This window comes from Fibrobacter sp. UWH1 (assembly GCF_002210365.1).
Classification (GTDB): domain Bacteria; phylum Fibrobacterota; class Fibrobacteria; order Fibrobacterales; family Fibrobacteraceae; genus Fibrobacter.
Genome location: NZ_MWQG01000012.1, coordinates 45,994 through 71,289, shown reverse-complemented (window position 1 = coordinate 71,289; position 25,296 = coordinate 45,994). Strand labels below are relative to the sequence as shown.

The following is a 25,296-nucleotide window of genomic DNA, read 5'->3' as shown; positions in this document are numbered from 1 at the left end:
CAAATTCGACCGTTTTTGCAGATGTATGGCGAAGAAGACGCCCGGGAAACCGGACGTCTTTTATAATAAATAATGATTAATTCGTAAAGGAAAGTTGTTAATTGATGGAATTTGATTGATTTTAAAGATTTATTGATAAAAGCTATTGATATTCCGATTCTCAATTATGAATTAAAGACATTGCCATAGGTATCCTTTTATTCTAAATTTGGGCGCACTATGACAAAGGCTAAATTCATCAAATTCGTTATCGCAACAATTCTCGCAATTGTTGCTCTCTACTTGCCGTACGAATCCCTGGGATTCGATGCAGCAAGCCCCATGGGCATCCTGAACCCGCTGGAAATTCGCGTCATTGGCGTATTCGTCATGGCTGCTCTCTTCTGGATTCTCCAACCGTTCCCGATTTGGTCTACTTCCATGCTGGTGATCGTCCTCATGATCATCACCATGTCTGATTCCGCTCTTGCCCCGTTCCGCGTTGATGGCGTGACCATGATTAGCCACAAGTCCATTATGGCTACCTTTGCAAACCCCATCATCATGCTGTTCCTGGGTGGCTTCTTCCTGGCTGCTGCCGCCACCAAGTACAAGCTTGACTTGAACCTGGCCCGCGTGCTCCTGAAGCCCTTCGGCAAGAACCCGAAGTTCGTGCTTCTTGGCCTTATGCTCATCACCGCCGTGTTCTCTATGTTCATGAGCAACACCGCTACCGCTGCCATGATGCTCGCCATCCTCGCTCCGGTGCTGAAGCTCTTCGACGAAAACGACCGCGGTAAGGCTGCTTTTGCTCTCGCCATTCCTCTCGGTGCAAACATCGGTGGTATGGGTACTCCTATCGGTACTCCTCCTAACGCTATCGCTCTTGGCGCCCTGAACGACGCTATCGCCCGCGGCGACCTGGCTGCAAATCCGGTTTCCTTCGGTCAGTGGATGGCTTTCGGTGTTCCTTACGTTATTATCCTTATGGTTGTTGCTTGGGTTCTCCTCATGAAGATTTACCCCATCAAGATGAAGGAAATGGTCCTGAACATCGAAGGTGCCGGCAAGTTCGATACTAGCCCCAAGGCAATCATCGTTTACATTACTTTCGTTCTCTGCGTTCTCCTGTGGGTTACCGGTAAGGGTGTTCACGGCATCAACGATAACGCTATTGCTATGATTCCTATGGCTGTATTCGCCCTGACTGGTGTGATCACCAAGAAGGACCTTAACGAAATGAGCTGGGACGTTCTGTGGCTGGTTGCTGGTGGTTTCGCTCTGGGTGTTGGCCTGAACGCTACTGGCCTTGCCGCTCACTTGATCAAGACCATTCCGTTTGCAAGCTGGTCTCCGGTTGCTCTCATGGTCGGTTGCGGTATCATCTGCCTGTTCATGGCAAACTTCATGAGCCATACCTCTACTGCAACTCTCCTCGTTCCTATTCTTTGTGCAGTTGGCATTGCTTGCCAGGACAACCTGGTTGGCCTGGGTGGCGTTACCGCTCTGTTGGTTTCTGTCGCCTTCGCTTCTTCTCTCGGTATGTCTATGCCGATCTCCACTCCGCCTAACGCTCTTGCCCACGCTACCGGCTACACCGATACCAAGGGTATGGCAATCACTGGCGTTGTGATGGGTCTCGTTGGTCTCGTACTCTCCTGGGGTATGATGATTATCCTGGCTAAGGCTCAGTTCTTTGGCGCTCCCGTTGTGAAGCCCACCGAAGCTGCTCCGGTTGCTGCACCTGTGGCTGCTGAAGCTCCGGCTCCTGCCGCTGTTGCTGACACCGCCGCTGCAGTTGCTGCCGATAGCACTGTCGCCCTGCCGGCTGACTCTGCCGCCAAGGTTGAAGTGGTTGACTCCGCTGCTGCCGCTCCTGCTGCAGGAGCTGCTAAGGTTGAAGAAGTTAAGGCTGAAGCTGCTCCCGCCGCTGAAGCCCCGGCTGCTGCCGAAGCTAAGTAATTAAGGTGGCGGGTTCTTCCCGCTGCTATATCGCGGGCCTGGTCCCGCAAACATTCGCAAGTTTAGCGGAATAGAGGCGCTCTGGAAACAGGGCGTCTCGTTTTTTTATGCGGTCTGGGAACTTGACTTTCTGAATTCTACGCCAGTCCTTCAAAAAGGGATGACGGACTTTGTTTGACGTATTTTATATATACGAAAAAAACCTCGCTTTTCAGCGAGGTTTCTTTCAGTGGTCGATACAGAACTCGAATCTGTGACCTCTACCATGTCAAGGTAGCGCTCTAACCAACTGAGCTAATCGACCATTTGCGACCATTTGGTTCTAACTTCCGTTAGGGTAGCCCAAATATAGAAAGCTTCTGTAATTTGTCAAGGGGATTTGGGCAAAAAAATTGAGTTTGTTTCTTTGTGCCGGAATTTATCGCTCGTCTTCGGGGACCCAGTAACGCAGGCGGCCCTTCACGTGGAGTGGTGGCTGGGCGTCCTTGCAGGAGCCGGAACGGCAATCCTTGAAATACAGGTTCAGGTCGGCAGTCCACAGGGAATCTCCGATGATCTCGTCGAAATGGATCGAGCTGCTGTCGGGAATTATGGGGGACTGGGACGAACCTTCCGCTTTCATCCAGGTGACATTCTGCATTCTTCCGTTGATGCTTGCCCGTGCCACAGGGGTCAGGTCCTTGCCTGTAGAGGGGTTGTTTACCAGCAGGGCAAACTGGTCCTTTCGGCTGCTTGCGGAGAGCTGCGTCTGGAAGTAGAAATAATGGTGCTGGTTGTTGACGTAGTAAGGGGGCTCCACATCGTTTTTATCCAGGTCGATGGTGTAGGGGCCCTCTCCGTTGACAGTGTACTTGAAATAGCCGCCGCCCTTGACTTCCCAACTGCTGTTGATGTCGCTGCACCCCATCAAGGTGGTGGCGAAAGTGGCGCCTGTAATTATGGCTGTAAAAATGCGGGTTGGGAACTTCATAGCCCTAAACTAGAAATTATCTTTGGCATTGATGACTGAATTTCCGGAGTTGGATCGGCTTGACGTAGAAACGCCCCTGGGTGTAGTTCACCTGGCGGGCTTTGTCATGGACGGTCCCCATCGGGAAGTAATCTTCAGAATTCTAAGGGAGGCGTCGGGGGAGCCCATCGCCGCCTCTGATCTGCAGGAGTCCGAGGATGATCCTAGGCCCCGGTTCCCGAAGCTGGACTTTGACGTGAACTGGACCCATTCCAAGGGCTATTGCGTCGTGGCCTATGGAGACCCTGCGACCGGCAAGGATTTGCTGGTGGGGGTGGACCTGGAACGCCATTCCCCCAAGCATTTGCGCCTGGCAGAACGTTTTTATAATGCCCAGGAGATTACCGCACTCCGTGAACTTGAAAATCGCGGGATAGAAGCGCAGACGGTTGAGTTTTACCGCCTGTGGTCTCGGAAAGAGGCCCTCTACAAGTGCGTAGGAGGATCATTCTTCGAAGGCGCCATCGGTCGCTCTGTACTGGAGGATTCGGTGTGGGCAGGGCCCGAAGGCGGTGAGCGTCAGGTTCATTTTGTTGACCTGGACGGGCAATGTTTTTCAGAAAATAAAAAAGGCGCCGGTTTCCCGGCGGCCCTTTGTGTTGCGGTTTCCCGCAAGTCTAACCTTGATTAGTTGAGGTTCTGTTCGCCCTGTGCAGCGGGTGCGCCCGGCGGCAGGGGAGCGGTCAGTGCATAGAGGGGCAGGCTGACCAGTTCTTCGTTGTCGACGGAGAGGCGTACGATGTACTTGTCGGCGCGCTTAATGGGAAGGCGCTGCAGGTTCAGGACCATGTTCACGGCGGCGGTGTCGAAACCCTGTGCTACCGGTGCCAGAGGAATCTTGGACTGCATGGGGTTAACCACCGGGTTGCCGCATACGTCTTCGAAGACCAGGGACAGCTCATGTTCGCCGGCTTCTGCACGCTGGTAGCGGATACGGAAGGCTACAGCGCACTGGGGAATCTGCATGGGGAACTGCTGGGCAAAAACGCGGTCAAATGCGCCAAGAATGTTCAGACGGCCACCCATGTCGCTGGCAGTAGCGGCGTCACAAATTGCTGCAACTTCAATATTCATTATTTACTCCCAATTTTCGGCCACATACTTCATGACGAGCGGGCCGTTGTATTTGTTAGGTTTGCTAGATCCATTTTCGCGGGCCAGCATCGACAGGAACAGCTTTCCTGCACCGTCAAATGCCAGCAGCGGGCTTGAACCACGAAGGTAGTAATTGTTTTTCTTCTGGAAGACCGCATTGAAGTACGGAAGCTGGTTTTCGCCGTAGAAGTGCCATACCTGCTTGCCGTTGACGGTCTTCAGCTTGAATACGTGGACCTGGGAGTAGTCGGCCTTATGGTCGTCCATGGCCAGGTAGACGTCGTTGTTTCGGGTAACTACGCTCAGATGGTAGGCGATGAAGCCTTCGAAAATCGGCTTGCCGAAGACGTCGGACTTGTTCCAGCTGATGCTATTGGTGTTCAGGGTTCCCTTGTACACGTAGGGACCGTAGTTGTTGTAGTCTCTGTTGGCGAATGCCATGTAGAAGGTGGAACCGCTGGCAGACAGCGACATCTTGCTGACGTTCTTGGCAACGGAAGAGGTTCCCTGCTTTTCGTTGTAGGACGCATCGTAGATGGCGCTGTAGAGGGTGTAGTCCGAAGTGTTGTCGACTGCGGTAACGACCAGGCTGCCGTTCACGAATACGCCGTTGATTTCGCGGAACGTGACATTCTGGTTGTTCTGGGTCTTTCTGGCGATATCCTTTGTGCTCCACTTGCTGCTGCTGTAGTAGGCCAGCTTGTTCAGCTTGCTGGAGTTGATGTACAGAACGACCGGCTGTTGCTTGGAGGTGTTGTACAGCAACTGGGGGCTGGTGGTGCTGGCGATATTTCCCAGAGAAGTGAAGTTCTTTGCCGTCTTGTCGCTGGAGTAGATGAAGAAGGTTCCCTTTTCATCCAGGAGGCCCACATACAGGCTGGTACCGTCGGTAGTCACCTTGATATCGACGATGGAGTCGGTCAGGGTGATGGTGCCGCCGCTGGTCCAGCTGTTACCGCTGAGGGCGGAGGCCTTGACGGATTTTCCACTGGTCGGGTATACTTCGATAGGTACATCGTCTACGATAACGAAGGCGGGGGCGACAATCAGGGAGGCGTTGTTGTTGAGGACGGTATCCTTGCCCTGGGTCTGCCATGCCTTTTCGAAGTAGATGGTGTGCTTGGCTTCTTCAGCGCGGTGACGGCTGTAGAAGGAAAGGGACGGTGTGGTCGTGGAACTGTCGCGGAAGTCCAGATAGATAGTCATGGAGCCCACGGCGGTTCTGCGCTTGAAGGCGGAGTTGAACTGGGAAATGTTGGTGTCCAGGGTGCCGTCGGGGTTACCCAGGTAGTAGCCGTTGTCGGAACCGCTAAAGCGCCAGTAGAAGACGTAATTGTCCTTGTCGCCCAGTTCACCCTGCTTGGAATTCTGTCCGCCCCAGGAAGGATCGAAGAAGTACATGGCGTCGTCATCCACGTTGGCGTCGCCACTCCACAGGTATGCGGTATCGGGAGCGGTAATGACACCCATGGGATGCTGCTTCAGGATGTGAACCACGGTGGTATCGCTGAAGGTTGCCTGGGTACTGGTTTCCTGGGCCTTAACGATACAGTACATGTCCTTGCCCTGTTCGGAGTAGCTGGAATCCTTGGAGATGGTCATCTTCTTGCCGTTGGCGTTGTAGTCGTACAGGGTGGCCTTTCCGCCCTTTTCTAGACTCTTGCCGGTTTCGATGACCTTACATTCCCATGAGAACCAGTCGATGCCCTGCCAGACGTCGTTCACGGTGGCAGAGAGGGTGAATGCGTCACCTACGTTGATGTAGATCTTTTCATCGTGGACCTGGATCAGGGGCTGTTCTGTGGTAAACTGGACCTTGACTGTGTCGGTGGCGGTGTTGCCGTCGTTGTCGGTTGCCCTTGCGACGCAGTAGTAGGAAACCTGAGGTGCGGGAGCCTTCCATACGGTGTCGTAGGCGCTAACAGTCTTCCAGTTGCGGTCGATTTCGCTGGGAGTTCCGCAACTCCATTCACGCTTGGAAATTTCGCCCGGGTCAGATGCGACGCCTTCGTTATCGTCGGTTGCCACGGCGCTAAGGGCCATGTTGAAGCCTTCGCGAACGATGATTTCCTTGCTCTTGACGGTAATGGTGGGTGGTGCGGTAATGACCTTGGTATGAATGGTATCGCGTGCGGTGTTTCCGTCATCGTCGGTGACCTGCACGATGCAGGAGTACTTGTCTTGCTTGGTGGAAGGCATGGTGGCTTCGGCGCTGCCGTTGCTGCCGGCGACGATGTTCAGGCCGATGTCGTTATCCTTGGAAAGGACACCGCAACCCCATTCGATCTTTACGATGGTGCCCAGTTCGTCGCGGGCGATGGCGTTCAGGGGGAGCTTGTCGTTGATGGTCACCATGTCGTAGCCGCTAGCTAGAACGGCCTTCACGGTGGGCGGGTCCAGAAGCACGGTGTAGGTTGCCGTATCGCGGGCGGTAAGGCCGTCGTCATCCTTGACCTGGACAACGCAGTAGTACTTTCCTTCGCGGTTGGGCATCTTCACTTCGGCCTTGTTGCTGGACATGATTTCCCAGTCGTTGGATGTCACGGTCTTGAGGTTGTCGCTACAGGCGTAGGAGTATTCGGCGATGTAACCCAGTTCGTCGTTTGCGATGGCGTTGATCGTCTGCACGGAATTGATCTTGACCGTGGCCTGACGTGTGCTGAGCTTGACGGTGGGCGGATCCAGCAGGACCTTGAAGGTCAGAGAGTCGTATCCGACTTCATCATCATCATCGGTAACCTTGAACTTGCAACGGAACTTGTCTGTTTCGGAGCCCGGCATGTTCAAGGTAATCTTGACATCGCTGACGCTCTTGGGAGTGTTGTCGAATACCTTCTTGTTGTCGAAGATGATTGTTCCGTTACTGCAACCCCATTCAATCTGCTTGACGTAGCCGTACTTGTCGCTTGCGTCTACGGTCACATTTACAGAGGAGTTGATCTTGAGCTTGTCGCTGCCGCTGTAGGTGGCCTTGACAGAAGGAGGATCTGCGATGACGATCACCTTGACGGTGTCGGAGACGCTTCTGTTCTTGACATCCTTGACGGTTACGACCACGTTGTAGGAGCCGGTCTTGTTAAAGGCCAGGGTGCCCTGGGTGTTGTAGCTTTCCTGTCCGTCGGTGAAGGTAGACGCTGTGGGGCAGGGGTACTTGGTATCGAGATTCTTGCTGTCGCCGCAGTTCCAGGAAACGGTCAGGTCGGAACTTCCGTTGCCGGGGAAGGCAGTCACCTTGAAGTCTATGGTGTCGTGCATGGTCACCGAGGTGGTAAAGCCGGGCTCGGTAAAGATGATGGCCGGGTTTTCGCCACGGACGCCGAACTTGACCTGGGCGCTGAGATTTACGTTGTTCTCTGTGTAGCGGACGGTCATGATGTAGTCGACGCCTTCTTCGGCCTTGGTAATATCGCTGTATTTCAGAACGAACTTGGCCTCGCCGTCGTCGTTGACTGCAGAAGTCTTGGTGACTGTGTCCTTACCGATGATGTAGGTCCAGCTGACGGACTTGGGGGCGGGGTAGGCTCCGGTAATCTTTGCGTTGAAGGTCAGTTCCTTGCCTTCGCTAATGAGCTGCTTCTGTGCGCCATCCACATCCAGGGTCAAGGTCGTTGCGTCGACCACGAAGCTGGGCTTGATGACTCGCTTGTTGCCGGCATTGTCGATAGCGGTGAATTCAAAGCTGTGGAGGCCGTCTTCCATGTTGGCCAAGTTGAATTCGCAGTTGTAGATTGCGCCCTGGTCTGTGTTGTTGCAGGTAAGGGTCTGTTCCTGCTTGTTGTGGGTTGCAGAAACGCTCTTGACTCGAGATCCCAGGTCGCGAACATAGACGGTCTGCCTTAAGTTGCGGACGGTCAGGGTGTCGTAGTTCTTTACCAGGATGATCGGGGCGACCGTATCCTTGAGGGACATGGAATCTACGGTGACCATGGCGCCGGATTCCACATAGATCTTGGTCAGGGAGTCGCTGGTGTATTCGCCGACGCCGGACTTTGCCAAAATGGTGTAGTTGCCCGGATCGACGTTGACTGTGTAGTTACCCTTGGTGTCGGTAACGCCGACAAAGGTGTTGATGCCGTTGTTCAGTTCCAGGTTGATTCCTTCGTGGGAGGTTCTGCCCTGGTAGTGTACCTGACCGGAGATGGAACCCTGGTTAGAGGAAATGTCGCCGATATAGAAGTTCCAGGGGCGGCTGGTGCCTTCGCCTGTAGAAATGCTTTCGATGTGGACGATGTCGTAGCCGTCGGTGACGTACATATCCCAGTAGATACGTCCTTTCAGTTCCTTGGCAGGATTGTTGATGAGCGTAATGGAGTTGCGTTCCTTTTCCTGGTCCCAGAAGTCGCACTTGGTGGACATGTAGTTTTCGGCAATCAGGTCTTCGGAGTCGAAAGCCTTAACAGGGGGAAGTCCGTTCTTGCCGTTCTGGGCGTAGATGAAGTACTTCAGGTCCTTGGGATTGTCTTCGTCGGTACCTTCGTAATAGAAGTAGAAGGGCTTGGTAATGTCGTGGCGTTCACCATCCTTGGGGTACAGGATTTCCAGCTTGGGGATCCTGTTGAAGTGGAGGTTTACGCTATCCTTGGTCTCGTTGTTATCGTCGTCGATGGCGATAACGTAAATCTTCTGGTTGCCCTTGGAGTCGATCTTCTTGGGATCGTTCTTGATGGTCAGGTACAGGGAGTCGTTATTCTTGCGGGTCTCGTACTTCCATTCCTTGGGGTCTTCCTTGCCGCTGGCGTCCAGGTCCACCATGATCTTCTTGATGGTGCCGAAGGAATCGCTAACGGTAATGGGGAAGACGATGTTGCCCTTGTTGCTGGTCCACAAGGTGTCCTTGGGAACGTTCAGGACAGGCTTGGTGTCGATGACGTTGATATAGGTGCGCTTGGTGTCGGTACCGGCGGTGTCGGTGGAGTTGTTACCGTCGAAGGCGATGAACAGCGGGTAGTACACGCCGGGCTTGGAGTAGGCCCAGGCCATGGGCGTTGCGTTGTTGCCCAGGATGACGGTGTCCTTGCCGTCGGCCTTGGTCAGGTTCCACTGGAATCGGTAGATCTTGTCGACGTTACGGGGCAGGATGCCCATCAGGTAGACCGTATCGTTTACGGTAACTGTCAATGTGTCTGCCAGGGAGTCCGAGGTGTTGAAGTTAGTGTTGGCCATGGAGTCGGCGAATGCCTTGGCGTCTTCGAAGGACTCGCGCTGGGCGAAAATTCGGGAATGGTTATTCTGGAGGCTCACGTCTTCCTTGACGGAGGGTTCCCTAGAGCAGTCCGAAAGGCCTGCTATGGCTAAAATACCAAAGAGCAATGTTAAATATCGTGACTTACGCATGACTTACCTATGTTGCACCTTTTGGGGTTAAACCTTGTATTGTAAACTTTTATAAAATGTATCTTTTTTGAAAGCATTTGGGTGTGGAATTTGCACCGATGGAGTAAGATTTATGGAATTAATACCCCTTTGGTATTGGTTGGCTGTTTTTTTTGTTTTTGGCGCCTGTGTCGGTAGCTTCTATAACGTTATCGTGTACCGCATGCCCCGCGGGATTTCGCTGATTAACCCGCCCTCCCACTGCCCGCTGTGCAAGAAGCAGATCCCCATCTACCTGAACCTGCCTGTAATCGGCTGGTTCATTCTGCGTGGCAAGACCGCCTGCTGCCATAAGCCCCTCAATATTATATATCCCATTGGCGAAGCCCTCTGCGGTTTGCTGGGGGCCCTGGCCCTGTTCGCTGCCGTGGCGGTCAATTACGGTGCCGTTGTGCCGGAACTTTTTGTATCGCCCGTGATGCAGCCCAGCGTGTGGGCCGATGCCCTGGCCATGTTCTGGCTCCTGCTGGGAGCTTACCCCGTCTGTGCGGTGGATTTTAAGTATAAATTAATTCCCGATTCCATGAGCGTTGGCGGCATTGTGGCTGGCCTCCTGATTTCGCTTATTCCCGGGGGCATTACCCCGCTGCAGAGCCTGATCGGCGCGGTTGCCGCCGGTGGCGGCCTCTATTTGCTTGGACTTGTGGCAAGCAAGGTCTTCAAGAAAGAAGCCATGGGCTTTGGCGACGTGAAGCTTTTGGCCGGCTACGGAGCCCTCATGGGTTGGCAGTCTGCGGCCATGATCCTGGTGGTTGCCGCCGTGGTGGGCCTGCTGGTGATGATCCCCTACGCCCGTATCCAGCGCAAGATTGCAGAAAAGGCCGTGGTGGATGATTCCGAAGATGTTTCTGGCCAGATTCCCTTTGGTCCGTTTCTGGCCCTGGCGGCCCCTATCGTGTACCTTTGGGGCGAAACCTTCCTTGAACTTTATATAAGGTTTGTAGTCGGAGAATAGAACGTCTAACTTTTAATAGAAAAACTGGCTCCCGGGTGGGGGCCAGTTTTTTTTGTTGGTTGGTATTGGAGGAGGAATTTCTTATTTCGTCTGGATGTAGCGTCTGATGGCGGTACCGGACTTGCTGTACTCTACGACGATGGCGCGGGTGGCGACCATCTTGTTCGGCTTGGTGTTGCCGGTGTAGAGGGGGCGGCCCTGCATATCGAAAACGCGGTAGTAGCTGGCTTCGGCCTCGGTAGCCGCATCTGCGATGGTTCGGATGGCAGATTCTTCGGAATCGCCGGATTCAATTTCTTCGGAAGAATTGCTGGATTCAATTTCTTCTTCGGAACCGCTAGACGCGATTTCTTCAGAGGAACTGCTGGCCGGGTCTTCGATTTCTTCTGCAGCCACTTCGAAAGTCACGAATTCAGACATCTGGGTCAATCCGGAATTGTCGGTAGCTACGGCCACGGCGGAGTAGGTTCCTGCAGCCAGGTCGTTTACGGTGACGCTATAGGGGGCAGAAGTTGCGGTTCCCACCAGCTCTGTTCCGATGTAGAAGCTTACGCTCTTTACGGAACCGTCGGCATCGCTTGCGGAGGCGGAAAGTGTTACGCTGGAGCCTGCATCAAAGGCCTTGTTGGCGGCGGGTGCCGTCATGGCGACGGTGGCTGCCTTGTTGCTTACGCCAAAGGCCTGGTCGTAGGCGGGCATGGATCCGTAGCGGCCTCCCACGCCTGAGAGAGAGGGCAGGTCGGTGGGAAGGCTGTTTACGTCTCGCTTTTCCCAGCTGTAGCTGGGGTTGAAAGTTTCTGCCTGAGGGGCACCCATGGTTACAGTACCATTGTAGCGGTGCTGCTGGGTGGTGTTGCTATAGGTGATGCCGCTAAAGTAGACATAGCCGTTGTCGCCCCATTCTGCCAGGTAGCCCTTGCCGTTCTTGATGTAGCTATTTTCGTAGCGGACATAGGCCTTGGCTGTGGCACTGTGGCCGCTGGCGCCTGCAATGAAGAAGCGGTTGCCGTCTACCAGCTGGTTGTAAAGGTGAACCTTGGAACCGTCGTTTTCACCCGTTACCTTGGGAACGCGGCCGTAGGTATTATGCCAATAGGAGTTGGCGTAAGTCAGCTGGGCGTCTTCTACCAGTGCCATGTAAGGGTCGGTTCCCCAGCAGTTGAAATCGTTGGCGCCGTCAAAATCCAGGTAGCTGATGGTAGCGTTGTCTACGAATTCCATGTCGAAACCGTCGCTAATCCACTTGTAGCTAATATGGTCGGCCCAGAACTTGTCCACATGCTTCGAAGAGGTTCCTACCGTTTCGAGACCGTCGCCACCTTCGATCAGGTGGGGGTTCACGTCGTAGATGGCCAGGTTGCGATAAATGTGGTTGCCGCTGCCTTCGTTACTGCGGACTGCAATAGAGGCTCCACGCAGATTGGCGCCGCGGCCCATGCCCACCAGGCTCTTGTTGGCCTTGGTGGTAATCCAGTTGGACCATGCCATCAGATTTTCGCTTTCCTGGACAATCTGCACGCCGGCTTCGGTCAGGTCGCTGCAGCTATTGGCCTTGAAGGTGATGCGGTAGAAAGTATTGGTCTTTCCGGTGACCGCATTCTTTTCGGAGCAGGTAGTTTTGCACCAGGTGCGTCCCTTGGCCTTGGCTTCGGTTACCGCATTGCGGAACTGGCGGAAATCGTAGGTTCCTTCGGGAACGAGAATAGTCAAGGCGTCAGAAGACTGCAGGTACTTGCGGACTTCTGCGGAATCCTTTGCGATAACGATTTTGCCTGCGTCGCCGCCTGTTGTAGAGGCACCGAAACCTTCTGCCCTTACATTCAGGGTAAACAGGAGGACTGCGACGGAATCGCTTTCGCTGCTGGTCCAGATCCACTTGGACTGGGTATTTGCGGCAAAGCCCTTCAGGTCGCCGCCGCTAGGCATCTTTGTGTTGGAATAGCTCAGGGCTGTAGCTCCGCCCCACATGCTCAAGTCGCGGCCCTTTTCCTTCCAGGAGGCGTTTCCTACAGACGGCTTGGATTTCCAGTCGCTGCCGCTGTAATAGGAACGGTCAAGATCGTCAATCTGGACCAATACGCCGGGGGCTCCCGCGCCGTTGACACCCACCACGGAGAATGCGTTCTCGCCGGGGAGCAAAGTCATAGGAATGAAGCGGACGCGACCGGCCTGATTGTCTTCGGCCAGCAGGGCGCCATTGTGGTAAAGGCGGTAGCCGCCATCTGCCACAATCCACACTCCCGGACCCTTTCCTGCGTTGTAGGTGGCGGCGATGAGCTGAGAGCCCACCTTGTCTCCACCTCCATAGTTTTTGTCTGCAGGAAGCGTCACCACTTCATTTGCAGGCGTGGCGGCCAGCGATACACCACACGTACCAGCCATAACCATGCCTGCGATAATTTTACCCAAAACACCTTTTTTCATAAAGTTAAACCTTTCTTTTTATGAAATCCCAAATATCCCTGGTTCCTAGACAACGGGCATCCCAACCTCGTCGGCTCTGAACCATTGATAAATCTACCCAAAAAGCGGGAATATTCCTACTTGTTTTATGACTGAACCTCATTTAGCGTTGTTTCTGGACAACGGCAATGCGCTGGCCGATACCCCCATTTGCCCCCTTTTTCTTACATTTTGGGCATGGTTGAACCGCAAAAACAGAAAAAAGTCTTCGAATACCTGGATTACCGGGAATTTTTGAGGGACTATTACAGTCAGAAGAAGGCTGCAAACCCGGCCTTCTCCCTGCGTGTATTTTCTGACAGGATCGGTTTCAAGGCCAAGGACTTTATTAGCCGCGTCATGAACGGCGAAAAGAACCTGAGCCAGCAAAGCATTCCCAAGGTGGCGTCTGGGCTGCGGTTGGGCAAGCACGAGACGGAATTTTTCGTGGCCCTGGTGGAATTCAACCAGGCCGAAACCACTGACGACCGCAATGCCGCTTTCGAAAAGATGCAGGCCGCCATGAAGGTGGTCCGCTTTGCCGAAAAGCAGCACATGCTGGGGCATGCCCAGTATATGATCTATTCCCACCCCCGTCATCTGTTTATCCGTAGCCTGATCGGCATGTTCGGATTCGACGGGGATTATGCCGCCCTGGCAAAACAGGTGAATCCAAAAATTACCGCCGACGAGGCGAAGCAATCCGTAAAGCTGCTGGAAGAATGCCGACTCATAAAGAAGGATGAGAACGGCAAGTACGTGCTTACAGAAAGCGCCATTACCACAGGGGATCGTACGTCAAAGCTGGCCCTTCGCGGTTACCATCAGAATTGCCTCAAGATGGGGGCGGAATCCATCGACCGTGACCCGCCGGGCAAGCGCCACATTTCTGGCCTGACCCTGGGCATCAGCAAGGAAGGCTACGACCGCATCGTAGAACGTATCAATGCCTTCCGTAAAGAAATTGCCCTCATCGCCGAAGAGGATGAGGGCAGTGATAAGGTGTTCCAGATGGAATTTGCGTTGTTCCAGGTGGGCGGAAAATCAGAAAGCTAGCTTAAAAGGCGAATGTCTTTTGTGTGAGGGACTTTCCGTTTTCGGTAACCCTGACCATATAGACCTTGTGATCCAGATTTCCAAGGTTCAAACTATAATCCCTTCCTGCAAAACGTTCCGCAAGAATCTTGTTCCCCAGCATATCGAAAATGGCAACTTCCTTCGGGGAGGCGCTTGCTGTATTGATGTGCAGGGTAGAACCTTCTACGTGGAGCTTAAGCCTAGAGGCGACGGTGGGAGCGAATCCTGTTGTAGATGAAGTAGGCTCGGCCTGCTGACTGCTAGAAGAAACTTCACTGTCAGAAGGATTCTCACTGCTAGAAGAAATCCCGCTGCTGCTGGAAAGGGGCTCCGGCGTGGGGCACTTGGAAAGAGGCATGGCGGAGTTGGTGGTAAAGCAGGCCAGGGTGTCTCCTTCTAGAACGAAGTTGTATACGCCCGGAATGCCTGCCCTGCCGCTCTTGTTGACGAAGGTGAAGTCGGCATAGTAACCGCCCTTTTGAACGACCTTGTTCATGGCCACACGCTGGTGGCTCTTGTTGCTGTTGACCGCTGCGTTTTCGAAAGCGTATGCATCGTAATCGATGTACCACACATATACGCCGTTGTTTTGGATGTAGGCGTCGTACTTTACGGCGGGGCGGTATTCAACAATGTAATATTCGTCGTTCTGGTTTGGGTTGCTGACAGAAAAGGCTTCCATCTTTGAAATGTCCCTCATGACGTACGAGGAATTGGGAGACATTTCCTTGATGGTCATCCAACCCATGGCTTCGCGTTCGAAGGCGGAGAACGAGGGCGGCGTTTCCCAGTTGCCGTTGTACATGCCCTGGGTCATGACATCGTAGGGAGTGGGGCCCGATACAAAGTTCGTTCCGGAGCCGGAGTACATGTCGGGGAGACCCAGCACATGGCTAAACTCGTGGGCGAAAATTCCCATGGCGTTCAATTTCGAATTTTTGGAATTGTCGCGGTACTGGGCGATGAACAGGTAGGCGTCGAATGTATATCCGCCGGCGGTATAACCCTTGCTCCACTGGCTGGCGGCGCCGTTGTAGATCATCTGGTATTTGTGCCCCCAGAAGTAGTCGCTTTGCTTAAGGGCGTTTTGTTCTTCGCCGGGGAACAGGAAGAGGAACCCGTCGACGGTGGTGCCTTCGGCGCAGTACTTGTTTGCGTTGGCCTTGAAGTTCGGGTGCTTGACCAAAGCGTCAATACCTGCCTTGGTGTAATTCCCTTCGCTGAAATTACTGCCGCTGCCGAAGCTGGTCTGTGCCACGTTTAGCGGTAGGGGGTAGATGTCAAAATGAATGTCCAGCTTACCGTTGGATGAATGGAGGTAGTAATCGCGGAGGCTGCCGATGTTGCCGTTCTTGTTGTAGCCTTCCTTGTTGAGCAGGTCATAGACGGCGGCGGAGTCGGCGTGGGGAATGTCTGTGGTTCCGACCAGGAGGGTTGGGATGTAACGTTCCCCCGAGACCCACTTTTGCGGGGTAGGGCGGTTTAGGGGCTGGGGGCTAGAAGAGCTCCTTAGTATCAATGCGCCGGGCTGTTCACTTTCGTCGGGAAATCGGCCCCCGTAAATGGCCTCATGCTTTTTTAGGATATTCTGCTTCTGGGATTCGTCTAACTGTTCCAGAAATTCATTTTCGGAGGGCAGCCTCAAATCCTTGTCGTGGGCGATAACGTTAGACGGTTTGCCGTTGGTGTCGGCGTAAACGTAAGTCCCGGATTGGTCGGGGAGCACCAGGTAGCCATCCTGGGTGGTGGCATAATGATAATGCTCGTCACCATGGTTGACAAGGGTGAGCTTGGAATCTCCGTTGTCTACAGTGTTGTAGACGTTAGGGGCTGCAGGGCGAGCCCAAAGTGCAGAAACGATGCCGCTGAATAAAATTAACCCGAAAGCACTCTTCATGTTAAACTCCTGCAGAGAAAGATAAATTTTTTTGGGGAGAGCCGGTTGCTTTTTCTGTGAATACAATCTCATCCTCTTTACAATTCCATCTTGTTTGTTTAACTTTGCACACAAGTTCACTCCGGGTGACTTTTTTTGGGCCTCATTTACGGACCCTTTATATCTACTAGATAAAAACTTCTCTTTTGGAGAAATCATGAAAAATAGGGTATCAAGGTGCGCAGCCTTGATTGGGACCGTATTGTCTCTTTCGAGCTTTGCGCAGGTTTGTAACGAGGTCATCTTGTACAAGGGTGGCGAATCTGGCGTGATGGAGGCCGGAAATACATTTCCGGAATCTCCGGAGTGGAATGCTAACTGGGGAAACATGGGAACTTTGGTCCCGCCGTATATCCGCATTTCTGGAGCGAAGGCTTCTGCGGGCGACTGGAGCGGAACCATGGTCCTGGATCGCATGCCGGTAAACGTTCCTGGAGGCAACCTGTCTTTGGACCTGTCGGTTTCCCGGGCGGGGAAGGTGGGCGTCTGGCTGGAGGGTGATTTCGGCGTTAGCGCGGTACATTATGTGAATGTGTCTGCCGGTGTGCCGAACCACCTGGAAATTCCCGTCGCCTCGATTGTGGGTTCTGCCGGTGGACTTGTCCAGAGGCTTGGCGTTGGACTTTATGACGTTCCCGCCAACAGCTATGAGACTCTCTTTCTGGATAACATCGCCTTTAGCTGTGCCGTGGGTGTTGATGGTATGGTCGATGGCGACTCCGACGATGAATCCCGGGAATTGGTGGTGGACTATTCCTTTAGCGATGTGGTTCCTGCAAGTCCCCGTCGCGAAACCCGGTTCAGGAGCGTTGCGGCTACAGAAACTTCTGCCGCCTACGATTCTGTATCCCGCGTAAAGATCGCCGACTCCACCAACGCCGACTTTGTATTGGCTGAACAGGAACATCTGCAAATCCAGAACTTTATGGAATCCGCGGAGCTTACTCCCGAGGAATCTCGCCGAGGTTGGTTTAACAGTATGTATCTGATTGAACGGAACCGTTTGCGGGATAGCGCCATGGCGAATCCGAAGGCGCTGTTCTACGAGGCGGCGGAATTTACGGCGGGGTATGATAATCGCGTCATGCCTGTCCTCGTCGGTAATGTGGACTATGCCTACCGCGTCTGTGCCGATACTTCCTGCGAAGTTTCTGATTTTGAGTCGGGCAGGGCGCTGCTGGCAGGGTTGCCTTCGTCAGAGGTTTCTGGGTCTGTACTTGAAATTTACTATGACCCCTATTTTATTGCCACTAACCGCAGTTCTATTCCGACTCTAGAAATCCACGATGGCAAAAGATGGGTGAATGTTCCCCTGAAATCAAAGGTCCGCGTAGAATTCGATTCTGCCGGTAAAAACAGCGTGAGTGTCCGCCTTGCAGATGGTGATATGACGGTTACTCAGAATATTGCAGTGGAGGTGAAATAATGCGTTTCTTCTTGTTGATGGCGACACTTCTGTTTGCCGCGGCCTCTTCTTTTGCCTCGGTAAAGGACCTGTTCTTCTATAAAGACGGCAGCCGTACTTGCGTAAAGGATTCCTATGGCATGGCGCCTGTGGATGCCGACGGAAAAAGCTGCAGTAGTTCCTCTAGGCACGATGTTCGCATCCGTGTGATCAATGCCGAACAGAATTCGGGGCAGAAGCTGGGCTTTAATCTGGTTCGCCCCTTCCTGATTATCGACGGAATCAATCTGGACCCCGGTAACCAAAGGACCCTCTCCAGTTTTCAGGATGATGCCAGTCAGATGGGGCTTTCTAGCCTACTTTCTGATCTGGGATATACCCCTGTGCTGGTGCAGTTCTCGGAAACGGTTCTGCAGTCCCTGCAGAAAAATGCCGAACATTTTACGGACCTCATGAAATTCATGAACAGGAATAAGTTGTTCGGCTTTGCCAACCGTTCTGTCGACGGCTTTGTAGTTATGGGCATTAGCCAAGGGGGAATTATCGGCCGCTATGGTGCCTACAAGTATGATTCTGCCCGCTCTTCGTCTGATGCTCCTGTGCGCCTGTTTGCCTCGCTGGATTCGCCCCATCAAGGGGCCGTGATTCCTAAAAGCCTGCTTTACACGATTGACTTCTGGGCCGAAAGGGGCGGAAGCAGTGAAGCTGAAGCCTTCAGGGATTTAATTCAGGGGGATGGTGCCCAGGACTTGCTGTTGGCCAGGCTAGAGAAGCGAAGTCAGCACCTCTTTTTTACGCCTACGGTGGTAAAGGAGGATTTCTCTTCGAACCGATTCCTTTTCGGGGATTACCGCAAGGCTGCGGAATACAAGGGCTTCCCTTCTGTTCTTGTGGCCCAGGGGCTGCTGAAGGGTAAGGAAATTTCCCACTCCAAGACTTACTTCAAGTTGAATCGCAGGGCTAAGAAGGCGGGTACCGTAATGGGCCGTGCCGAAAGTTACCTGTATGCGCCGGGGAGCGATTCTTCGAGTCTTTCCTACAATCGAATTTATCGTAAGATTAGCGAAGATTTCAAAAGAGATGAAGTCCGCTATTCCAAATATGATTTCGTACAGGGGAGTACTTACCCTTTTTCTAAGGTGATGTATAATAACCTGAGAAAGGGAATGCTGAATGCCATGCCCAGCGGTATGAAGATGAAAATCCTTGGGGCTCATTTCTCCTTGAGCACAGGGTGGGATGCTGATACCCTATATCAGACCCAGAGTACTTTCATTCCTACGGCTAGTGCCATGGATTTAAAGTGTAATGGCAAGATGGCCATGAACCAGGGGTGTGCCTTTAGCCAGTCGTCTAGCGGATTGAATTTTGAAAAGCCGGGTAGTCATAGCACCGCGACAGCCTTTTACGGCGTCGATCCGACACATCCCCGCTATAAGGATTCAAAGGGACCCCATCATATTGAACTTCCTGTAAGTAAGGGCGAGTTGGATACGACGGTTCTCCGGGGTATTCAGACGGACATTTGGAGGGTTCTGTGTGAATTGGCCAAGGCGGATTATGATACGGCCCGCAAGGAATATCGTAATGCCTATCTGGCGGAACATTTTACTCCGAAGGCCAGCTGCATGGATAATGCCAATATCCCTGCAATCGTGAAGAATGCCGGCCTTACCCAGACGAAGAAATTCCCTTATGCCAGGTATGACTACAAGACTTCTGCCACCGAAAAGAGCGGTACCGTCAAGTTTGACTTGGCTGCAGGCTGGCATCGTGTGGCCTGGTTTGACTACGGCGAAAACATTCCGGAAGGGAGTTCCTTTGAAGTTGATGTAAAGGTGGAGAACGCAAAGAATGACTGGATGCGTGCAGAACTCCTTCTGCATAAGGGCAAGAACAATTCCAACCAGCTTCAGCTGACCGAAGTGAAGGTCCCTGTCGATGGCAAGAAACATACCTTGCGCTGGAAAATGCCCTTTAGCAGGAATGCCCCCAGCACCTACAGGTGGATTCGCCTTGTGCTGAATTCCGATGGAGGCCGTGTGGCGTTGTCGAATCCAAGGCTTGTGGTGACCGGTGTAGAAATGCCTGAACCGGATCAGATCAAGTCCAACATAATTTACCCCAACTCGTCTTACAAGGTGACACCGTGGCTGTCTTCTACCCGGGTGCGCTATATGCCGACGGCTCAAGGTCAAAAGGCTTTGCAGATTGATTTCGATGCTGCGGAAAGGGGAGTCCATATCATCTTTGATAGTGCAAAGTCCTTGAGGGGATTTTCAAACTTGCGGGTGTCCTTTAAGCAGGGTACTTGTAGTGAAACGGCCGTGTATTTCGATTCCTATCGAGGGGGCGCTCGTCGCCTTAGGGACTTTGCCCCGGCGGGTACAAGTGCGGCCCTGATTCCCCTGGATTTGATTGTGGATACCCGCGTTACGCCTAATTTTGGATTGTCTGCAAGCCGATTGTCCATTTTAGGTATGAAAACTTCGGAATCTTGCGTTATTCAAGATATTTTGTTAGAATAACTTGTGTGTTGCATATAAAATTATGTAAAATTTATATGCTTTTTTACAGGCAAGATTTTGATTGCGTAGGGATGTAAAAAGGAGATAAAAATGAATAAGAGTACCATCGCCATGGTTACCATGGCTGCACTGTCGTTGAACTTGACCGGCTGCCTTCTTCCCAAGGCTCGCTCTATGGGGGCTTCCCTGATGCCAGTCCCCCTGGATCATCGAGTCGATGGAAATGACGACTCCCAGAAGGTGACTTTGTCTGCTAGCGGTTTCTGGAACCGTAATTCAGAAGACCACAACTTGGATAAGGTGATGTCTGGTGGTGGCGACCTGGGCCTGACTTATCGCTTTGGCGGTTCTTTGTCTCCGCTGTTTGTGAATGCCGCGGCAGGGGCCTTTGGCGGTTCCCTTTCCATGTCCTGCACGGAGAGTGATTGCAAGAATCACGGCGAAAACGAAAAGTACAGGCAGTGGCTCTCTACTAAGGAAGGCCAGAAGGACTACAGTTTCTGGAATGTTCAGGAACGAGTTCTTGTAGGTGCTGACTTTAACCCCGGTTCCTTGATGATCATGGGGCTTGGTGCCGGAATGCAGTTCTACCAGGGTAGCTCTGACTACGACGATCTCCGCGATAAGCTCAGTGAGAAAAAGATCATGGATGACGTCGATCGGAATGTGGGCTTTGGAGTTGTCTCTGCGGTCTGGCTTGGCGCCCACCTGGGCAAGCAGGGGCAGTACGGCAACGTGGTGGCCGAAGTGGATACCTATTTCAAGGGCGACCCGGAAGACTGGCTTGGTAGCGTTAAGCTGACCTACAGCCACCCCACTGGATTCTTTGGCGGCGCCGCCTACGAAGACCTGCTGGGCCTTACCCTGTATGCGGGTAAAACCTTCACGTTCTAGAATAATTAACAAGAACAAAAACAAGAACAAAAAACAAGAAACCCCGCGAGTTGAATCGCGGGGCTTCTTGTTAGAACTGCCGTAGCCAACTTGCGTCGGCTTGGCGAGCAGTAGTCTGCGGCTTTCGCCTTACGACTACTTCAGGGTGCTTACCTGAACGTCCCAGCTCTGGTTGCCGAGGGCGATACGGTAAGTGGAAGCCTGACCAGCCTTCATGTTCTTGGTGTCCACAGCCGGGGCAGCGTTGGGGTCCTTCTTGGGAACGCCGATGTGACGGTTACCCTTGAGGAATTCGATACCCTTGTTGCCAGCCTTAGTCTGGAGACAGCCAACGATGAAGATGTTTTCGTCGGTAACAGGCAGACCGTTTTCTTCGAGCTGCTTCTTTGCAGCCGGAATACCCGGTTCGAGGATTTCTTCTGCGCACTGAACGCCCGGATGAGCTTCAGCGAACGGCTTCATGCCGAACTGATCTGCAGCGATCTTCACCAGTTCCGGATCCGGTTCGCAAGGAGTCTTACCCTGGTAGCCAAGGAGCATCTTGCCGTAGCCTTCAGTCATCTTGAACCAACGATCACGACCAGCGTTTTCGTTGATGGTGTTCATGTAGGCCTGCTGGAAGTAGAACTGAGAAACCGGGGTCACGGAAGAAGCAAAGCCACCGCGAGCCACGCATTCGCTCATGTTCTTGATCACCTTGTCGTACAGGTGGAAGGTCTTGGTTTCGCGCATCATGAGGGTGTTGGCGGTAAGTGCGCCACCCGGCATGGGGGAGAAAATCACGTCCGGAGAGATCTGACGAGCTTCGGGCGGGAAGTTGTAGTCCTTGAGGCATTCAACGGCGACGTTGTTTGCGTCCATGAGTTCCTTGATGTGATCGTCAACGATACCGTCTTCGCCGAGAGCCAGCTTGTAGTCGGTGCCCTTGAGAGCGTGGAACATGGAGAACAGGTCGGGCTGGGAAGTACCACCGGAAAGGGGCTTGCGAGCCAGGTCAACGCCGTCTGCGCCACCTTCGATAGCTGCCTTGTACTGAGCAACACCGGTACCGCAGGTATCATGGCTGTGGATGCGGAGTTCGACATCGTCGCCCAGGAGCTTACGAGCGCGCTTGAAGGTTTCGTAAACTTTGGTGGGGTTGGCGGTACCGGAAGCGTCCTTGAAGCAAACGGAAGCAAACGGAACGCCTGCGTCCAGGATGTTCTTGAGGATGCGTTCGTAGAAAGCGGCATCGTGTGCGCCTTCGCATCCCGGAGGAAGTTCCATCATGGTAACCACGACTTCGTGTTCCAGACCGGCTTCGGTAATGCACTTACCGGAGTAGATCAGGTTGTTCACGTCGTTGAGAGCGTCGAAGTTACGGATACGGGTCATGCCGTGCTTCTTGAACATGTCGGCATGGAGCTTGATCATGTCGCGGGGCTGGGGTGCCAGAGCCACAACGTTAATACCGCGGGCCAGGGTCTGCAGACGAGCCTTGGGGCCAACGACGCGGCGGAATTCGTCCATCATGTCGAATGCGTCTTCGCCGCAGTTCTGGTAGAGGGCCTGGAAACGGGCGCCGCCACCTGCTTCAAAGTGGGTGATACCTGCGTGGCATGCAGCTTCAACAGCCGGCATGAAGTCCTTTGCGAACACGCGGGCACCGAAAATAGACTGGAAACCATCACGGAAGGAGGTATCCTGGAACTTGATCTTTTTCATGTGTCTTCCTATGGGGCTTATAACCCCGTGTGTATTAATTCAATAAAATACGCCGATGAATATAATAAATGTGGTAGGCCCGTGTTGAACCTAAATTAGGTCTAACGATACTTTTTACAATCATAAACCTCAAAACGGACTAGGTAGAGAATATTTATATTTGAAATATGAGCTTGATAAATACGATTGTTGTTTCGGGGGGCACCCACGGTAACGAGCGTACTGGTGTGCGTCTGGTTCAGAAGTGGATGGATAATCCTGAATGTTATAACAATTTATGTAAAAGTGCAAAGGTCGAACTGGTACTTGCCAATCCCGAAGCCATAAGGTTGAACCGCCGCTATCGGGACCACGACCTGAACCGCGCCTTCTCCCAGACCTGCCTGGATATGAATGGGACTCCCCAGCAGTATGAGTTCCGCCGGTCTAAGGAACTGAACGAAATTTACGGACCCAAGGGCCCCGATACCAAAACCGACCTGATCCTGGATGTCCACAACACCGGATCCAACATGGGCATGTGCCTGATCCTTTCTGACAGGGATCCCTTCTGCATGAGAGCCTCTGCGGTTTTGACTCAGGAATTTTCTGACGCCTGGATTTATTACCAGCCCGAGGAACGCAGCGCCTCGCCCTACTTCGGTACGGTGGCCAAGGCGGACATCTGCGTAGAGATTGGCCCCCAGCAGCACGGGACTCTGGACGCCGCCATTTTTGAGCGCTCCGAAAAGCTGGTCCAGCGCTACCTGGAACTGGCCGAAGAATGGAACCGCGGCGAACTGCAGAAACGCCCGCCCATCAAGGTGGATGTGTACACCCAGTTCAAGGATATCGGCTACCCCAAGCCCCAGGGCGGTGGAGCGATCCAGGCCATGATCCACCCCAATCTCATGGGACACGACTATTGTGAATTGAAGGATGGGGATAAGCTGTTCAGAATGTTTGACGGTAAGGATATACTGTACCATGGTGAAAGCCCGGTGTACCCCATCTTTATCAGCGAACCCGCCTATTACGAAAAAGACATCGCCATGAGCCTCACCACAAAGACCGTGGAAGAGTGGTAAAAATTTGGAACATCTTGAAAGCGATGTCATCCTGACCTCCCTTCCGTGTCATCCTGAACCCCTTCCGCGTCATCCTGAGCGGAGCGAAGGAACTAGAATTTATTTAGAACAAGAGAACGATTGTATGGCTGAAGAAAACGAAGAACTGAAAGAAGTGAATGGCGAAGAACGCCTTAAGAATTTCATGGAACTGGTGCAGAAGCAGAAGGGCGAACAGTGGAGTTCCCGCTTGTCCGACATCCTGGATGCTTTTGAAGATTTCTTGACGACCCGCCCCGAACCTCCCAAGGAATGGTCCGATACCTATGCCGCCAAGGGCAAGGAATTTGACTACTATCAGGTGGTGCTGCCCCAAGATTTCCAGGACCCTTACGAAGATGACCTGGGCAATATCCACCGTCTGCGCAACGAGTTCGAACGTACCCCCAGCACCATGGCCCTGGAACATGAGCTGATCAGCCGCAACTACTTCATTTTCGAGAACGGCCATGCCGACGCCATTCCCGCTCCCCAGCCCATGCTGATGCTTGAAAGCAAGGACCGCGATGACGACGAAGAGGAACAGGAAGGCGACATTACCTGGGATTGCTGCATTTCCATTTTCCCCGATGGCAGCTACATCGCCTACAACTTGGCCCACGACGACGAAGAAGTTCTGGGCGAAGATTTCAAGGCGGAATTCGACAAGCATATCGACGTGCTTTCCCGCCTGCAGCTGGTGATTCCCGTAGAAGGCCGCGACTACGGCATTCTGAGAAGCGACGCTTAATTTTTTAGGCGGCAAACTCGTTGTTGAACTGCGTCGGCTTTGAAAGAACCGGCGCATTTTTTTTTGAGCTTTAAATGGAATTTTTTGAGACTGAGATTTACAAGCGCTATCTGGAAATATTGAATCGGGATGGCTGTCTGCCCCAAAACCGCGATGGCCTTGGCGCTCAGGGCCTCGGTGCGGCTGAACCGCAGGCGGTATCCTTTGGCGAACTGCTGGAGAAGTATGACGCATTCTGCTTTGATGGCTATGGGACCTTGTATAACCGCGGTGCCTTTGTTTACCCGGGGGCCCGGGACTGGTTTGCGGCCTTGCGTTCTGCGGGCAAGCAGGTGCGCCTGATTACCAATGCGGCCAGCGATGTAGACCGCGTGCTGGCGGCGGATGCCGCAAAGCGTGGGTTTGACTTTTCTGAAGCGGAGACGATTTCGTCGGGAAGTTTGCTGAAGGACCTGGTGAAGGAATTGCGGGCCGGAACCGCCGCCAATGCAAATCAGGCCTGCGGCCCTCTGAAATTGCGTGAGGTTTACTACATCGGGCGGGAAACCGGTAAGAACGTCTTGGCGGAATGTGGCATGACGGCGGTTGCGCCCGACGAATTCCCCGAAGAGCCCGTGGTGGCCATTTCTTCGGCGAAGGATACCGATGAAACTTATGCCCGCGCTGTAGAAATTCTAAGACGTCCCGGTGCTATTTTGCTGGTGCTGAATTCCGATGCCTGGGCTCCGAAAATTGACGGTTCCCGTGAGCCTGTCTCTGGGGCCCTTTGTGAACGCCTTCGTCGCGAATCCGTAGACGAATCTAACGGCGGCAATGGCGGTAACTGCGGTAATGGCGGCAAGGGCTGTACCACTTACTATTTGGGAAAGCCCTTCCCGGCGATCTGGAAAAAGGTTAGCGCTTCTTTGCCCGAGTCCCTTTTTAATGGGCGCAAGCCCCGGGTGATCATGATTGGCGATACCCTGGGAACGGATGTTCTTGGGGCCCGCGTGGCTGGCTTTGACAGTGCCCTGGTTGTGGGCCGAAATGAACCTGCCGCGGAATTGCTGGTAGATGAACTCGAACTGGGAATCCGTCCGGACTTTTATTTGTAACCTGTAA

Annotated in this window: 16 protein-coding genes and 1 tRNA gene; 10 read left to right on the top strand and 7 right to left on the bottom strand. The window is 53.2% G+C overall.

The window, feature by feature from the left end:
• The first annotated feature begins 219 nt into the window (after positions 1 to 219).
• Positions 220 to 1,941: an SLC13 family permease gene (locus B7992_RS07480; RefSeq protein WP_088665945.1), complete on the top strand. Its 1,722-nt coding sequence runs from the start codon at positions 220 to 222 to the stop codon at positions 1,939 to 1,941.
• Between the two features lie 230 nt (positions 1,942 to 2,171).
• Here B7992_RS07480 and B7992_RS07475 read toward each other — a convergent pair.
• Both B7992_RS07475 and B7992_RS07470 read right to left on the bottom strand, forming a co-directional pair.
• Positions 2,172 to 2,245: transfer RNA gene (locus B7992_RS07475), tRNA-Val, on the bottom strand.
• A gap of 114 nt (positions 2,246 to 2,359) precedes the next feature.
• On the bottom strand, positions 2,360 to 2,911 hold the full coding sequence (locus B7992_RS07470) for a hypothetical protein (protein ID WP_073236888.1): 552 nt from the start codon (positions 2,909 to 2,911) through the stop codon (positions 2,360 to 2,362).
• 31 nt (positions 2,912 to 2,942) lie between these two features.
• On the opposite strand from B7992_RS07470, the gene B7992_RS07465 reads away from it, so the two are divergent.
• Complete coding sequence (locus B7992_RS07465) at positions 2,943 to 3,581, top strand: 4'-phosphopantetheinyl transferase superfamily protein (protein ID WP_073160304.1); 639 nt, start codon at positions 2,943 to 2,945, stop codon at positions 3,579 to 3,581.
• Here B7992_RS07465 and B7992_RS07460 read toward each other — a convergent pair.
• On the bottom strand, positions 3,578 to 4,024 hold the full coding sequence (locus B7992_RS07460) for a hypothetical protein (protein ID WP_073160306.1): 447 nt from the start codon (positions 4,022 to 4,024) through the stop codon (positions 3,578 to 3,580). The two genes, B7992_RS07465 and B7992_RS07460, sit on opposite strands and share 4 nt — an antisense overlap.
• Positions 4,025 to 4,027: 3 nt before the next feature.
• Complete coding sequence (locus B7992_RS07455; RefSeq protein ID WP_141100406.1) at positions 4,028 to 9,379, bottom strand: hypothetical protein; 5,352 nt, start codon at positions 9,377 to 9,379, stop codon at positions 4,028 to 4,030.
• 112 nt (positions 9,380 to 9,491) lie between these two features.
• Between B7992_RS07455 and B7992_RS07450 the strand changes: the two genes are divergently transcribed.
• Positions 9,492 to 10,373 carry an A24 family peptidase gene (locus B7992_RS07450; protein WP_073160310.1) on the top strand — a complete coding sequence of 294 codons (882 nt, stop codon included), beginning with the start codon at positions 9,492 to 9,494 and terminating at the stop codon, positions 10,371 to 10,373.
• 81 nt (positions 10,374 to 10,454) lie between these two features.
• Here B7992_RS07450 and B7992_RS07445 read toward each other — a convergent pair whose 3' ends face one another.
• Positions 10,455 to 12,797: an Ig-like domain-containing protein gene (locus B7992_RS07445; protein ID WP_176421883.1), complete on the bottom strand. Its 2,343-nt coding sequence runs from the start codon at positions 12,795 to 12,797 to the stop codon at positions 10,455 to 10,457.
• Between the two features lie 216 nt (positions 12,798 to 13,013).
• Here B7992_RS07445 and B7992_RS07440 point away from each other — a divergent pair, with 216 nt between their 5' ends.
• Positions 13,014 to 13,871, top strand: coding sequence for a TIGR02147 family protein (locus B7992_RS07440; RefSeq protein WP_073236948.1), 858 nt, complete (start codon positions 13,014 to 13,016; stop codon positions 13,869 to 13,871).
• A gap of 1 nt (position 13,872) precedes the next feature.
• Here the strand turns inward: B7992_RS07440 and B7992_RS07435 are convergent, their stop codons facing one another.
• A complete protein-coding gene (locus B7992_RS07435) occupies positions 13,873 to 15,789 on the bottom strand; it encodes a snapalysin family zinc-dependent metalloprotease (protein ID WP_176421882.1) in 1,917 nt (638 codons plus the stop codon).
• 196 nt (positions 15,790 to 15,985) lie between these two features.
• On the opposite strand from B7992_RS07435, the gene B7992_RS07430 reads away from it, so the two are divergent.
• The 3 genes from B7992_RS07430 (at position 15,986) to B7992_RS07420 (ending at position 20,655) form a co-directional block, all read left to right on the top strand.
• The gene (locus B7992_RS07430) at positions 15,986 to 17,254 is read left to right on the top strand and encodes a hypothetical protein (RefSeq protein WP_176421881.1); all 1,269 of its coding nucleotides are present in this window, start codon (positions 15,986 to 15,988) and stop codon (positions 17,252 to 17,254) included.
• Complete coding sequence (locus B7992_RS07425; RefSeq protein WP_073236873.1) at positions 17,254 to 19,761, top strand: hypothetical protein; 2,508 nt, start codon at positions 17,254 to 17,256, stop codon at positions 19,759 to 19,761. Before B7992_RS07430 ends, B7992_RS07425 begins: the two co-directional genes overlap by 1 nt.
• Before the next feature lie 90 nt (positions 19,762 to 19,851).
• Positions 19,852 to 20,655 carry a hypothetical protein gene (locus tag B7992_RS07420; RefSeq protein ID WP_088665941.1) on the top strand — a complete coding sequence of 268 codons (804 nt, stop codon included), beginning with the start codon at positions 19,852 to 19,854 and terminating at the stop codon, positions 20,653 to 20,655.
• Positions 20,656 to 20,790: 135 nt separating this feature from the next.
• On the opposite strand, the gene B7992_RS07415 is transcribed toward B7992_RS07420, so the two are convergent.
• A complete protein-coding gene (locus tag B7992_RS07415) occupies positions 20,791 to 22,359 on the bottom strand; it encodes a biotin attachment protein (RefSeq protein WP_073160320.1) in 1,569 nt (522 codons plus the stop codon).
• Positions 22,360 to 22,526: 167 nt separating this feature from the next.
• Between B7992_RS07415 and B7992_RS07410 the strand changes: the two genes are divergently transcribed.
• From B7992_RS07410 to B7992_RS07400, 3 genes are all read left to right on the top strand, one after another.
• A complete protein-coding gene (locus B7992_RS07410) occupies positions 22,527 to 23,426 on the top strand; it encodes an aspartoacylase (RefSeq protein ID WP_254917648.1) in 900 nt (299 codons plus the stop codon).
• A gap of 124 nt (positions 23,427 to 23,550) precedes the next feature.
• Positions 23,551 to 24,195, top strand: coding sequence for a hypothetical protein (locus tag B7992_RS07405; protein WP_073160322.1), 645 nt, complete (start codon positions 23,551 to 23,553; stop codon positions 24,193 to 24,195).
• A 74-nt stretch (positions 24,196 to 24,269) separates the two neighbouring features.
• Positions 24,270 to 25,289 (top strand): HAD-IIA family hydrolase, encoded by a 1,020-nt coding sequence (locus B7992_RS07400; RefSeq protein ID WP_088665940.1) that lies wholly within the window; start codon positions 24,270 to 24,272, stop codon positions 25,287 to 25,289.
• Positions 25,290 to 25,296: the final 7 nt, after the last annotated feature.

Coding starts and splice junctions, on each gene's coding strand:
- B7992_RS07480 (WP_088665945.1), top strand. CDS start 220: ATGACAAAGGCTAAATTCATCAAATTCGTTATCGCAACAATTCTCGCA.
- B7992_RS07470 (WP_073236888.1), bottom strand. CDS start 2,911: ATGAAGTTCCCAACCCGCATTTTTACAGCCATAATTACAGGCGCCACT.
- B7992_RS07465 (WP_073160304.1), top strand. CDS start 2,943: ATGACTGAATTTCCGGAGTTGGATCGGCTTGACGTAGAAACGCCCCTG.
- B7992_RS07460 (WP_073160306.1), bottom strand. CDS start 4,024: ATGAATATTGAAGTTGCAGCAATTTGTGACGCCGCTACTGCCAGCGAC.
- B7992_RS07455 (WP_141100406.1), bottom strand. CDS start 9,379: ATGCGTAAGTCACGATATTTAACATTGCTCTTTGGTATTTTAGCCATA.
- B7992_RS07450 (WP_073160310.1), top strand. CDS start 9,492: ATGGAATTAATACCCCTTTGGTATTGGTTGGCTGTTTTTTTTGTTTTT.
- B7992_RS07445 (WP_176421883.1), bottom strand. CDS start 12,797: ATGAAAAAAGGTGTTTTGGGTAAAATTATCGCAGGCATGGTTATGGCT.
- B7992_RS07440 (WP_073236948.1), top strand. CDS start 13,014: ATGGTTGAACCGCAAAAACAGAAAAAAGTCTTCGAATACCTGGATTAC.
- B7992_RS07435 (WP_176421882.1), bottom strand. CDS start 15,789: ATGAAGAGTGCTTTCGGGTTAATTTTATTCAGCGGCATCGTTTCTGCA.
- B7992_RS07430 (WP_176421881.1), top strand. CDS start 15,986: ATGAAAAATAGGGTATCAAGGTGCGCAGCCTTGATTGGGACCGTATTG.
- B7992_RS07425 (WP_073236873.1), top strand. CDS start 17,254: ATGCGTTTCTTCTTGTTGATGGCGACACTTCTGTTTGCCGCGGCCTCT.
- B7992_RS07420 (WP_088665941.1), top strand. CDS start 19,852: ATGAATAAGAGTACCATCGCCATGGTTACCATGGCTGCACTGTCGTTG.
- B7992_RS07415 (WP_073160320.1), bottom strand. CDS start 22,359: ATGAAAAAGATCAAGTTCCAGGATACCTCCTTCCGTGATGGTTTCCAG.
- B7992_RS07410 (WP_254917648.1), top strand. CDS start 22,527: ATGAGCTTGATAAATACGATTGTTGTTTCGGGGGGCACCCACGGTAAC.
- B7992_RS07405 (WP_073160322.1), top strand. CDS start 23,551: ATGGCTGAAGAAAACGAAGAACTGAAAGAAGTGAATGGCGAAGAACGC.
- B7992_RS07400 (WP_088665940.1), top strand. CDS start 24,270: ATGGAATTTTTTGAGACTGAGATTTACAAGCGCTATCTGGAAATATTG.